12 protein-coding genes are annotated in these 11985 nt (G+C 40.4%); 3 read left to right on the forward strand and 9 right to left on the reverse strand.

Annotated elements, in window-relative coordinates:
• Positions 1-104 precede the first annotated feature (104 nt).
• Positions 105-551, forward strand: a complete 447-nt coding sequence (locus tag PLZ15_11635; protein HOI30397.1) for an NUDIX hydrolase — start codon at positions 105-107, stop codon at positions 549-551.
• Here PLZ15_11635 and PLZ15_11640 read toward each other — a convergent pair.
• The 8 genes from PLZ15_11640 to PLZ15_11675 all read right to left on the reverse strand — a co-directional run bounded on the left by PLZ15_11640 (position 523) and on the right by PLZ15_11675 (position 8994).
• Complete coding sequence (locus tag PLZ15_11640) at positions 523-1230, reverse strand: sulfite exporter TauE/SafE family protein (GenBank protein HOI30398.1); 708 nt, start codon at positions 1228-1230, stop codon at positions 523-525. The two genes, PLZ15_11635 and PLZ15_11640, sit on opposite strands and share 29 nt — an antisense overlap.
• On the reverse strand, positions 1230-1673 hold the full coding sequence (locus tag PLZ15_11645) for a FixH family protein (protein ID HOI30399.1): 444 nt from the start codon (positions 1671-1673) through the stop codon (positions 1230-1232). The genes PLZ15_11640 and PLZ15_11645 overlap by 1 nt, the downstream gene beginning before the upstream one ends.
• Positions 1670-3067: a cytochrome c oxidase accessory protein CcoG gene (ccoG, locus tag PLZ15_11650; protein HOI30400.1), complete on the reverse strand. Its 1398-nt coding sequence runs from the start codon at positions 3065-3067 to the stop codon at positions 1670-1672. The genes PLZ15_11645 and ccoG overlap by 4 nt, the downstream gene beginning before the upstream one ends.
• Before the next feature lie 92 nt (positions 3068-3159).
• Positions 3160-3999, reverse strand: coding sequence for a cbb3-type cytochrome c oxidase N-terminal domain-containing protein (locus PLZ15_11655; GenBank protein ID HOI30401.1), 840 nt, complete (start codon positions 3997-3999; stop codon positions 3160-3162).
• Positions 3983-4189: a cbb3-type cytochrome c oxidase subunit 3 gene (locus tag PLZ15_11660; GenBank protein HOI30402.1), complete on the reverse strand. Its 207-nt coding sequence runs from the start codon at positions 4187-4189 to the stop codon at positions 3983-3985. Before PLZ15_11660 ends, PLZ15_11655 begins: the two co-directional genes overlap by 17 nt.
• On the reverse strand, positions 4186-6306 hold the full coding sequence (gene ccoN, locus PLZ15_11665; protein ID HOI30403.1) for a cytochrome-c oxidase, cbb3-type subunit I: 2121 nt from the start codon (positions 6304-6306) through the stop codon (positions 4186-4188). Before ccoN ends, PLZ15_11660 begins: the two co-directional genes overlap by 4 nt.
• Positions 6307-6376: 70 nt before the next feature.
• Entirely contained in the window at positions 6377-6559 is a 183-nt protein-coding gene (gene ccoS, locus PLZ15_11670; protein ID HOI30404.1) for a cbb3-type cytochrome oxidase assembly protein CcoS, read from the reverse strand.
• Positions 6559-8994: a heavy metal translocating P-type ATPase metal-binding domain-containing protein gene (locus tag PLZ15_11675; GenBank protein HOI30405.1), complete on the reverse strand. Its 2436-nt coding sequence runs from the start codon at positions 8992-8994 to the stop codon at positions 6559-6561. The genes ccoS and PLZ15_11675 overlap by 1 nt, the downstream gene beginning before the upstream one ends.
• A gap of 231 nt (positions 8995-9225) precedes the next feature.
• Between PLZ15_11675 and PLZ15_11680 the strand changes: the two genes are divergently transcribed.
• Complete coding sequence (locus PLZ15_11680; GenBank protein ID HOI30406.1) at positions 9226-10002, forward strand: SDR family NAD(P)-dependent oxidoreductase; 777 nt, start codon at positions 9226-9228, stop codon at positions 10000-10002.
• A 15-nt stretch (positions 10003-10017) separates the two neighbouring features.
• Here the strand turns inward: PLZ15_11680 and PLZ15_11685 are convergent, their stop codons facing one another.
• Positions 10018-10635 (reverse strand): L-threonylcarbamoyladenylate synthase, encoded by a 618-nt coding sequence (locus tag PLZ15_11685; GenBank protein HOI30407.1) that lies wholly within the window; start codon positions 10633-10635, stop codon positions 10018-10020.
• A 171-nt stretch (positions 10636-10806) separates the two neighbouring features.
• Here PLZ15_11685 and PLZ15_11690 point away from each other — a divergent pair, with 171 nt between their 5' ends.
• On the forward strand, positions 10807-11973 hold the full coding sequence (locus tag PLZ15_11690; GenBank protein ID HOI30408.1) for an MFS transporter: 1167 nt from the start codon (positions 10807-10809) through the stop codon (positions 11971-11973).
• Positions 11974-11985 lie beyond the last annotated feature (12 nt).

An 11985-nucleotide genomic window follows, 5' to 3' on the forward strand; every position in this document is an offset into this window, starting at 1 on the left:
GTCCTGTGATGCAAATCTGCTTCCTATCCTTAAATTATAATATCTGACAATATCAGGAAAGAATATTCCAGTAGTTGAAAAAATATTTATCTTTGTAACAATATATGTACAACTATCCTTCAAATATTTACGATCAATCGGCTGTTATCCCATATAAGATTGATGGAAGCAGTATTAAAATTCTTCTTATTAAATCGAGAAAAGGGAAGTGGATTGTTCCAAAAGGGATAATAGAATCGGGACTTACACCTCAGGAATCAGCTTTAAAAGAATCAATTGAAGAAGCAGGTGTTGAGGGAATTGTAAGTCAAAACTATATAGGCGAATATCAATACGAAAAATGGGGCGGAGTTTGTAATGTAAGAGTATTTCCTATGCTGGTAACAAAAGAGTACGAAAAGTGGGAAGAGGATTATTTCAGAATTAGAAAATGGTACGACATTAAGAAAGCCGTTTCGCGGATTGAAATCCCTGAATTAATAGGTATGTTGAAAAAGCTTCAGGAGCAGATCCTGAAAAATTCTAATGACAATTATGAATCTCTTCGTTGATAGCAGCCTTTGAGAATTTCGGACTTAAGTAAGGAATTCCCAGATTCAATCCCCGCAAAATGAATAAGAGGGCAAGTACTACCGCAAATATGGGAATCAATTTGTTAGCCCGCCTTTTAAAATTTACATTTATGATTTTTCCGAAGACAGCAGTTGCAAGCATAACCGGGAATGTCCCTAGTCCGAACATTGTCATATATAAAGCACCCGAAAGCCAGTTAACCGTAGAAACAGCTCCCGCAATCCCGACATATACAAATCCGCAAGGTAATAGTCCGTTTAATACTCCGATCGTAAATAAAGATGAATTTGATTTTTTCGCAATCATTCTGGCAAAATGGCTCTTAATGAAATTTGTTGTTTCACGGTAAATGAACGTACCGGCAATCTTGGCCTTAATTTTTCTCGGTGTAAAAATATATGCAAGAATTATTACGCCGAAAGCAATCGATAGATCCTGCTGTAATCCGAACAGGACCAGCCGGCTTCCGAAGAGTCCGAATAAAGCACCAAGAATTGTATATGTTAGTATACGGCCGAAGTTGTAGAGTATCCGTCCCGTAAAAACCTTTAATTGAGAATCCCCTATTACCGGTAATGCAAGAACAATCGGGCCGCACATTCCGATACAATGAAGACTGCCGAATAATCCGACTACGAAACCGGTCCATATTTCCATTAATTCACCATCAGAATTTTTTCGTTGTAATAAGTAATTCCGTTTGCCGCCCAATCAACTTTTACTTTCCAAACGCCTTTCATCATCTTTACGGTAGAAATCGTTTGAACATGGGCTGAATCGTTTGTTATCTCTACACCAAAATCCTGTGACTGATCGGACGGCCTGTAAAAATGAATATGGCCTGAAATAACCCCGGAACTGAACTCGGTGGGGAAAACAAACTTTATAGCGCTCTGAAGATTTACAATCTCAAGCTGCTCCTTCAGCCGGGCTGTCCTGTCGATTTTGTCTATCTGTTCCTGATATTCGAGATCTTTTGCGTAATAGTTTTCGGTAACGAGATGCACATCCTGATTCATAAAAATCATAACCATAATTATTACGCCGGTTACAAAGATTATGTATGTTGCGGCGATTTTAACTCCCCATGATATTTTCATTTTACCTTCCCGAGAAATGAAGTCTGAATAACATCAAGAACTTTATCGTTCGATTTAACCGAAATTTGCAGCGGGGTCTTCATCGCTTTTATTTCACTCTTATGAAGGATAACGAGGAATTTGGATTCGGTAACACCCTGAGGATTAACAATAAGATCGTTTCCTATTAATTTAATTTCACCGTTCAGGTTCTGAAGCTCAAGAGAAGCGGGTAATTGATCGAATGTTTTGTTTACAATCTTCAGGTCGTATATGTTACTGATCCTTCCGTCCGACTGTTCCTGAAAGAGTAATCCCGGACTCCTTAAAATACTTAGTTCAACAGGCGAGCGGTTAACGAGAAGGAAAATAATAAGGACAGTTAACAGGATCAGAACAAGTGTATATCCGATGGATCTTGGAGTAACTAAAGGCTGCTTCCCGGTTTCGATCTGGTTCTTCGACGCATAACGGATCAATCCGCGCGGACGATTTACCTTATCCATTACATCGTTGCACGCGTCAATACAGGCGGTGCAGTTTACGCATTCAAGCTGTGTACCATTTCGGATATCGATTCCTGTGGGGCATACATCCACACATAAATAACAATCGATGCAGTCGCCTGAGTTCTGAATCTGGTCTTTTCTTATTTTACCTCTCGGTTCGCCCCGCTTATAATCGTAATGAATTACAACAGAATTCTGATCGAGCATTACTCCCTGAAGCCTTCCGTACGGACATACCAGAGTACAAGCCTGCTCGCGGAAATATGAAAAAACAAAGTAGAAAAGTCCCGCAAAAATCAGGACTGCCAGAAATGTAGTGAAATGTTCGGAGGGTGAAGCGGATATATATTTCTGCAGCTCGTCGATTCCGATTATATAAGCAAGAAATATATTTGCTATAATAAATGACAGAACGAAGAAGATTAACTGCTTGGAGGATTTTTTAAGGAATTTTACGGCATTCCAAGGCGACTTGTTTAATATCCTCTGTTTAGATGCATCCCCCTCTATCCAGTATTCTATCTTTCTGAAAACCATTTCCATAAAAATTGTCTGTGGACAGATCCAGCCGCAGAATAGTCTTCCGTAAACAACTGTGAAAAGGAAAATCGATACGATGAATGCAATCATTGTAAGCGCAAAAAGATGAAGATCGTGCGGTCCGAACGGGATTCCGAATAAAATAAATTTCCGTTCGATTACGTTAAGAATAATAAACGGATGTCCGTCGATCTTAATGAAAGGAACACCGAACAGAAAAACCAGAAGAAAAATACTTACTAAAGTTCTGGCATTATAAAACTTACCGGATGGCTTTTTAGGATAGATCCAGACACGCTTACCTTCCTTTGTAACAGTTGATATCGAATCCCTGAAGGATTCTTCCTGTATTATTTCATTTTCCATAGATTCAAATCTGCAATTAAATACCTATTGTATTAACCTGAAAAAGAACTGCTGTTTATTAAATTCAGTTGTTGATACAGGCAAAGTAATTATCAGCTTCCTTCAGAAGTTTCAGGTTCAATCCATTTTTCGCCTTCAGGCGCTTTACCGTTAGGCGGATTAGTGCCTTGCAGGGTAATTATATAGCTTGAAGCGGCCTGCATCTTCTTAGGATCGAGCTGTGTTTCCCAGCTGATCATACCTTTTGCAGGCACTCCATACTTGATCACTTTAAATATATTTTTTATACCTCCGCCATGAATCCAGTTATCGTCGGTTAAATTCGGACCTACAAGACCTTCGCCGCTCTGTCCGTGGCATGTAGCGCAGTTTTTAATATAAATTTCTTTCCCTTCCGCAATAGAGGCGGGATCATTAACAAATTTAACGGTCTCCTCATTTATAAACGCGCCTGTTCGTATGAGGAACTCGCGCTCGAGCTTTGCCTGTTCAATCTCGACTTTATATTCTGTGGACTGAACCTGGCCATCGTCGAAAACATGAAATGCGAGCATGTAAATAGCAGCCCAGATTATCGTTCCGTAAAAGAGGATATGGAACCATGGCGGAATTCTATTATCGAGTTCACGTATTCCGTCGTAATTATGTGCAAGAAGGATTTCCTGTTCTTTTTCTATTGGAGTAGAACGCGTAAGAAATTTTGTCAAAGCAGTAAAAGGGGATTTGAAAATCTTTCCTTCAGAATCCTGCTTCTCGCTGTAGACTACAATAAGCCATAATACGAAAGCGATCATTATTATTGTAACTACCAGCATGAATTTCATCACTTTATCAACAGTATCTTCTCCTTCAGCAGCAATAAGATTCGAAAAGGCCGTAATTGTAAATAACAATGTCGCGATCAGATAAAATTTTCTATTTATATTTTTCATTATCAATCTCAGGATTATTATGATTTTCATTTTTTATTTCAAATGGCAGGTTGCCCATTTTGAACAGATATTTTTTATCGAGCCGGACAACCCATATTATAAGGAAAACGAATACCAGGAAAAAAAGGATTAATCCGATCACCGGGAAAATTGAAATACCTTCTATCGAGCTTAAATACTTCGAGATCATTTCGCTTTATTCCCCTTTATATCCGTTCCGAGTCTTTGCAGATAGGCGATAAGAGCAATTACGTCTTTGTCCCAGTCGGCAGGTATTCCGTTATTGATCAGGTCATCTGCAATCATGTTAGCCTGTTTTTCAAGATCCTCATTAGCAAATTTTTCGTATCCTTCGTCATACGGAACACCGATCGATCTCAGCGCTTTTATTTTTGCCGCAGTGGCTGAAGTATCGAGAGTCTGAGTAAGTAACCACGGGTAAGGAGGCATAATTGATCCGGGCGACATCTGTCTCGGATCCTCGAAGTGGAGATAGTGCCAGAGGTTAGAGTATTTACCACCTTGCCTGTGAAGATCGGGACCGGTCCGTTTCGATCCCCAGAGGAACGGGTGGTCGTATACGTATTCTCCGGCTTTCGAGTATTCACCGTAACGTTCGGTTTCGGATCGGAATGGCCTTACTAACTGCGAGTGACACGTATTGCATCCTTCGCGAATGTAGATATCTCTACCGTGAAGCTCAAGCGGTGTATAAGGTTTAACGCTTTCAATAGTCGGAATATTCGATTTGACAATGAATGTCGGAATAAATTCAACTACGCCGCCGATGAGAATTGCAATTGTAGCCAGAATAGAAAACTGAACCGGCCTCTTTTCGAGCCAGCGGTGAATCATACCGCGTTTCGGCTTATCGTGTTCCAGGATGAGCGGAGGAGCTTCTGCTTCCTCATTCTTAACAAACTTACCCTGTCTGGCGGTTTTAAGAAGATTGTAAGCCATCAGAAATACTCCGGACAGGAACAGGAATCCGCCGAAAGATCTTATTATGTGAAAAGGAATTATTTGAAGCGTTGTTTCTAGAAAATTAGGGTATTGGAGAATTCCGAGAGGAGTAAATTGCTTCCACATCAATGATTGAGCTATACCCGACCAGTACATCGGAACCGCGTAAAATACAATACCGAGAGTGGAAATCCAGAAGTGCGCGTTAGCCAGTTTCTTGGAATAGAGCTCTGTGTTCCACATTTTCGGAACCATCCAGTAGAGTACTCCGAAAGTGAGCATGCCATTCCAGCCGAGAGCGCCAACGTGTACGTGGGATATTATCCAGTCGGTAAAATGTGCTATTGCATTTAGGTTTTTAAGTGAGAGCATCGGCCCTTCGAATGTTGCCATGCCGTATGCAGTAACTGCGACAACCATGAATTTTAGTATCGGGTTATCACGGACACGATCCCAGGCTCCGCGGAGGGTCAATAATCCGTTCAGCATTCCTCCCCAGGAAGGAGCGATAAGCATCAGTGAAAAAACCGTTCCCAGGGATTGAGCCCAATCGGGTAATGCAGAATAGAGAAGATGATGCGGCCCTGCCCAGATGTATAAAAAGATTAACGCCCAGAAGTGAAGTATCGATAATCTGTATGAGTAAACAGGTCTGTTTGCTGCCTTTGGTAGAAAGTAATACATCAGTCCTAGGAATGGTGTTGTAAGAAAGAATGCGACAGCATTATGTCCGTACCACCATTGAACTAGTGCGTCCTGGACACCTGCATAAACAGGATAACTCTTAAGGAATCCCGCCGGGACTTCGATTGAGTTTACAACATGAAGAACAGTTACAGTTACAAATGTTGCAATATAGAACCAGATAGCAACATACATATGTTTTTCGCGGCGTTTAATAATTGTGCCGAGCATGTTGGCTCCAAATGCGAGCCATACAAGAGCTATTAAAATATCGATCGGCCATTCAAGTTCTGCGTATTCCTTGCTTGTTGTAAATCCCATCGGCAGTGTTATTGCCGCGAGAACAATTATTGACTGCCATCCCCAGAAGTGGAACTGGCTTAATTTATCGCTGAACATCCTCGCTTTGCATAATCTCTGAAGAGAATAATAGACACCTGCAAAGATCAGGTTTCCTACGAATGCGAATATTACTGCATTTGTGTGTAATGGACGGATCCTGCCAAATGTTAAATATTGTATACTAAAATTTAATTCGGGCAGGTAGAGTTGTATGGCGATAATTAGACCGACCAGCATTCCTACTATTCCCCAGACAACTGTGGCAATAGTAAAGAGCTTTACAATCTGGTTATCGTAACTGAATTTGTCGACATTCATTAAACAGCTCCTGGTTTTTATGAACTAATATTTTCAATTAAGAATCGTGTATGAGTAAGTTCAATTAAACTTACTTACTCTTATTGTCCTTTTTCTCTTCTTCCTTTACGTTATTTGGATTATCGAATAAAATTCTAACAGACGGGGTATATTTATCATCATACTGACCGCTTTTAACAGCCCATAGATAAGCAATCAAAAAACCTCCGGCAACCAGCAGGCTAGCGCCTATCAGAACGAAAACGACTGACATTAAATAAATCTCTCTTTTCTTGCAATAAAATTAATCGAAATTGTTGTAAAGACAACAACTGAAATAGAACTTACGGGCATTAAAATCGCTGCAATGATAGGAGATAAAGTTCCGGTAACCGCGAATGACAATCCGATAATATTGTAAATGAATGATAGAACGAAACTTGCAATAATTACTTTGTTGCTTTTTTTCGAAAACAGAATAATATCTGCAAGACGCTTAAACGAATTTGAATCGAGGATTCCGTCGCATGCAGGAGAAAAATTATTAATGTTGTCCGAGATTGATATACCCACATCACTCTGCTTTAGTGCCCCGGCGTCATTCAAGCCGTCGCCAACCATCAGAACTTTTTTACCGCGGCCCTGCAGCTCTGTTATATATTTCAATTTGTCGTGAGGCGACTGGCGGAAATGGAGCTCCTTTTCATCGGCAAAGAAACTCGAGAGTTTTACCTTCTCGCTTTCGTTATCCCCGGAAAGGAGCGAAAATTCATAATCGGCTTCAAGAGAGGAGACAAGCTCCTTCAATCCTTCGCGATACCGGTTAGAGATTGAAAAATAACCAGCCGGCTTATTGTTAATTGAGATATATACCTTTGTAAATTCATCCTTGCTGCTTTTAAATCCGTGAATGAAAAACTCGGATCCTGCTTTAACTTCATTCCCGTCAATCGATGCTAAAATACCCTCTCCCGATATCTCGTTAAAAGTATCCACACTCATTGAAGGATCATCTTGCAGGTAATCATAAATTGCCCTGCTTAACGGATGTGATGAATTCCTTACTGCAGATTTCACCAGCGACTTATCATTACTGCTCAGAGAGCCGCCGTGGAATTCCACTTCCGCTGCGTTGTTCTCAGTTATTGTACCTGTCTTATCGAATACAATATGGTTTATGCCGGCCAGTTTTTCTATCACATGAGTGTTCTTAAGGTAAAATTTATTTCTTCCGAAAATTCTTAAAGTATTTCCGAGAGTGAACGGCGTGGAGAGTGCCAGGGCACACGGGCATGCTACAATTAATACCGCGGTGAATGCGTTGAAAGCAAGCGTAGTATCCTCCGGAAGCCAGTAGACTGCTCCAGCTATGGCTATTACAAGTACAATAAATGTAAAATGCTTGCTTATGCCGTTTGCCAGCGAAACAATCCTCGATTCATCCTCCTTGCTGAAGGCCGAACTGTTCCATAACTGGGTCAGGTAACTTTGCGATACCTCTTTAACCGTTTCAAGTTCAATAACACCGCCAGCCTGTCTTCCGCCTGCATAGATTATTTCGCCGTTGTTTCTCTCAACTGGAATCGATTCGCCAGTTACGAAACTGTAATCAATATTGGCATTTCCTTTTATCAGGATTGAATCGGCGGGAATAAGTTCGTTGTTGCGTATAATTATTCTATTACCGACTTCCAGTTTCTCAACCGGAATAGTAGTCTCTGAATTATATTTTCTGGTAGTTACAGAGACAGGGAAATAGGATTTATAATTTCTTTCGAAGTTGAGTGTCTCGTAGGTTTTATTCTGAAAGAGTTTTCCGGTAAGTAGAAAGAAAACAAGTCCGCTTAAGGAATCGAGGTAACCTGCACCTTCGAGGAACAGTATGTCTATTATACTTCTTAGAAAAAGGACAAGGATTCCCAGAGCGATAGGCACGTCAATATTTACAATCTTTTTCTTTAATCCTTTCCAGGCTGATATAAAATATTCGGTACTGCTGTAGAACAAAACCGGGAGTGAGAGAATTATGTTTAAGTAAGCGAAAATTCTCTTCATCTCCGGCAGCTCCTCTGTGCCGATCGATAAATACTCGGGGAAACTGAGGAGCATAATATTGCCGAAACAGAATCCCGCTATTCCGATTTTGTAGTAAAGACTTTTATTCCCGGCCTTTACTTTTTCCTCCTCTTTCTCCTCAAGGTTAAGGAGAGGTTCGTAACCGAGAGAATCGAGAAGTTCTACCACCTCTTTAAGATTCGTTTTAGACTCGTTTAATGTAATGAAGACTTTTTTCTGCAGGAAATTAACTTCGGAGGAAATTATGCCGGGATTTAATTTAAATAGGTTCTCCAGTATCCAGATACAGGAACTGCAGTGCATCTGCGGAATGGATAACGTTATTCGTGAAATCTGTCCGTCTGTAAAATCGGTCATCCTCTGCTTGAGGTCGGGATCGTTAAGGAACTCATAATTCCGTTTGACCTGGTATTTTCGCGTTATTCCCGGATTCTGATCAATTGAATAATAATTGCAAAGGTTGTGCTGATTAAGAATTTCGTAAACAGTTTTACATCCGTTGCAGCAGAATATTTTCTCGTTCAGGCTGATCGAATCATCAGGGCATTCATCACCGCAATGATAACAGATCATTTTAGATCCGGTATTAGGTTCCGGTACAACCGTATTCTGTTCGGACTCTTTCCTTTCCAATTAATTTAATTTGATTTTTTGAAGTGGATATTTTTTTACGAATTGATTGCCAATTCCGCCGTTAAGATATAAAATTCCGGATGTTTTATCTAATAAAGATTTTAAACCTTGTCAGCTCCGTATAGAATATTGCCGGATCATTCTGATTTGATTTATGCAGACATTAAAATGAAAATTTGAGAATTCGATTTTTGACTTTAACTTTGTATCATAAAAAATTCTGAGGTGTTGATGAAATCTCTAAAAGGTAAATCAGTTTTTATAACTGGAGTTACTTCCGGAATAGGTAAAGCATGCGTTTATGCGTTTGCGGCTGAAGGTGCAAGACTTGTAATAAGCGCCCGAAGAAAAAATCTGGTAGATGAAATTGCCGCTGATATAAAGAAAAAATATAATTCCGAGCTCTATGCTTTTCAACTTGATGTAAGCAGTAAAAAAAATGTTGATGATGCTATAGATTCCTTGCCCGAGGAATTTAAGAGGATCGATATCCTGGTTAATAATGCCGGCATGGGAAGGGGTATGAATAAATTGTACGAGGATAATCCTGACGGATGGGAGGAAATGATCGATACCAACGTGAAAGGATTGCTCTATGTTACCAGAGCTGTAATTAACCAGATGGTAGAAAGAAAAGAGGGTCATGTAATTAACATCGGTTCAATTGCAGGGCATGAACCTTATACCAGAGGAGCTGTTTACTGCGCATCAAAAGCGGCTGTCGCCGCTATTACAAAATCTCTCCGAATGGATGTTATGGATAAGAATATCCGTATCAGCACCGTCGATCCTGGACTTGTTCAAACTGGATTCAGCAAAGTAAGATTTTACGGAGACGAGGCGAAAGCAGAGTCCGTCTATAAGGGATATACTCCTTTATCCCCGGAAGACATTGCAGATGCAGTAGTATTTATAGCCACTAGGCCGGAACATGTTAATATTGCGCAGATGATTATTTTCCCGACAGCCCAGGCTTCTTCAACTATGGTTCATAAAGAACCGGTCTGAGCCGGTCACTAATTTCTATAGGTTAAGGAAGATACTTATATCGCCGGCTCCTTCACGGATAATTTCCGGCTTGTCCTTACTAAGGTCGACAATACTAGATGGTTTTCCCTCAAGGGCGCCGCTCGATAACATAAGGTCGACCTGAACGTTGAAAATTACCTTTATCTCGTCGGGATTGAATAAAAGGTCGCCTTTCCTGTTTGTTACGGAAGTACTTACAATCGGATTTCCAAGTTCTTTTGCAAGAAGTAGCGCGATTTTATGATCCGGTACTCTTATACCGACTGTCTTACGTTTCGTCCATAATTTTTTTGGTACTTCTCTGGCGGCAGGAAGGACGAATGTATAAGGCCCGGGCAGAAGCTTTTTCATAGTCTTGTAAGCATAATCAGAAACCTTTGCGTACTTAGAAATGTCTTTCAGGTCGGGACATATAAAACTGAAAAGTTTTGTGCCGGCTTCATGTTTTATCTGATATACTCTTTCAAGTGCTTCCTTATTAAAAATATCGCATCCGAATCCGTAGACAGTATCAGTAGGATAAATAATTACTCCTCCGCTTCGCAGTACCTCAACAGCTTTATTAATATAACGCAACTGCGGCGTTACCGGATGAAGTTCAAAAAATTCCATATTCACTCCTTTCAATAATTTTCCAACTGTCTGATCGGGCAGTTTAAAGAAAATTTCTGGCGCGGCTCTTTGCCAATTGTTGAATTGTCTACCGCTAATGTTAAAACTTGTCTTCAAATTGTCAACTAAAATCTGTTAAATTAAGTTGTAAAATATTTCCGGATTTGTTTAATGAAAAGCAGAATACCGCGGACAGTCTGGATACTCGGCTTCGTAAGCCTCTTCACAGATTTTGCGAGCGAAATGCTCTACCCTTTAACTCCACTTTTCCTTTCGGCTTCACTCGGGGCTTCGATGTCTCTAATTGGTCTGATTGAAGGTGCTGCGGAAATTACTGCAGGATTACTGAAAGGTTACTTCGGCTACCTATCCGATAAGACAGGAAAAAGATCACTCTTTGTAAAAACCGGTTATGCACTCTCCGCTTTTGTAAAACCAATTCCTGGATTTATTCCTTCTACAATTACGGTGATTTTTTCAAGGGTAACAGACAGGATTGGTAAGGGAATACGAACCGCACCCCGCGATGCTCTTCTTGCATCAGCTTCAAATGGAAATACAGGCAGTATTTTCGGATTCCATAGGGCTATGGATACTGTCGGTGCAGTGCTCGGACCTGTAACTGCTCTAGTGCTTCTGAATATCTTCACCGGTGATTATGTCCTGATATACATGATAGCGGTTATCCCTTCTTTAATTGCAGTTATCTTTGCTCTTAGCGTAAATGATAAAACAGTCGCATACACTTCTCCAATTCAACCAATCTCAATAAAAAAGTTCTGGCGGGATTCGGCTGCAGAATTCAAATGGCTTTTAATTCTACTGACGGTTTTTTCATTTGTAAACAGCAGCGATGTTTTTCTAATCCTCAAAACAAAAAATATTTCCGGGTCGGATCATTGGGCCTTATCCGGATATATTTTCTATAATATTATTTATGCGTCGGTCTCCTATCCGCTCGGAAAGCTTTCGGACAGATTCGGCAAACCTCAAATTTTCATAACAGGACTTCTGATTTTTTCAATCGTTTATCTCGGATTTGGAATTAGCGGTGATGTTTACTTGAATTTTTTACTCTTCGGTCTTTATGGAATTTATGCCGGAGCCACCGAAGGAATATCTAAAGCATGGATCTCGGATATTGTTCCGGATCATTTTAGGGGAACCGCAATCGGAGCTGTGACAACACTTGGAAGTTTCGGAATTATGGCCGGTTCTTTTTTTGCCGGATTTCTCTGGGATCATTTCGGCTCCCTTGTTCCATTCCTGTTTTCTTCGATTATTAGCGCTATACTGGCCGCTGTACTCTATTATCTCCTGAAAAAGAAGGTTATATAGGTCTCACCGGAT

Source organism: Melioribacteraceae bacterium (assembly GCA_035362835.1).
Taxonomy (GTDB): Bacteria; Bacteroidota; Ignavibacteria; order Ignavibacteriales; family Melioribacteraceae; genus DSXH01.

Excerpts from the sequence above, each read along its gene's own strand:
- PLZ15_11635 (HOI30397.1), top strand. The coding sequence starts at position 105 with ATGTACAACTATCCTTCAAATATTTACGATCAATCGGCTGTTATCCCA.
- PLZ15_11690 (HOI30408.1), top strand. The coding sequence starts at position 10,807 with ATGAAAAGCAGAATACCGCGGACAGTCTGGATACTCGGCTTCGTAAGC.
- PLZ15_11640 (HOI30398.1), bottom strand. The coding sequence starts at position 1,230 with ATGGAAATATGGACCGGTTTCGTAGTCGGATTATTCGGCAGTCTTCAT.
- PLZ15_11660 (HOI30402.1), bottom strand. The coding sequence starts at position 4,189 with ATGATCTCGAAGTATTTAAGCTCGATAGAAGGTATTTCAATTTTCCCG.
- ccoS (HOI30404.1), bottom strand. The coding sequence starts at position 6,559 with ATGTCAGTCGTTTTCGTTCTGATAGGCGCTAGCCTGCTGGTTGCCGGA.
- PLZ15_11685 (HOI30407.1), bottom strand. The coding sequence starts at position 10,635 with ATGGAATTTTTTGAACTTCATCCGGTAACGCCGCAGTTGCGTTATATT.
- PLZ15_11655 (HOI30401.1), bottom strand. The coding sequence starts at position 3,999 with ATGAAAAATATAAATAGAAAATTTTATCTGATCGCGACATTGTTATTT.
- PLZ15_11680 (HOI30406.1), top strand. The coding sequence starts at position 9,226 with ATGAAATCTCTAAAAGGTAAATCAGTTTTTATAACTGGAGTTACTTCC.
- PLZ15_11645 (HOI30399.1), bottom strand. The coding sequence starts at position 1,673 with ATGAAAATATCATGGGGAGTTAAAATCGCCGCAACATACATAATCTTT.
- ccoG (HOI30400.1), bottom strand. The coding sequence starts at position 3,067 with ATGGAAAATGAAATAATACAGGAAGAATCCTTCAGGGATTCGATATCA.
- ccoN (HOI30403.1), bottom strand. The coding sequence starts at position 6,306 with ATGAATGTCGACAAATTCAGTTACGATAACCAGATTGTAAAGCTCTTT.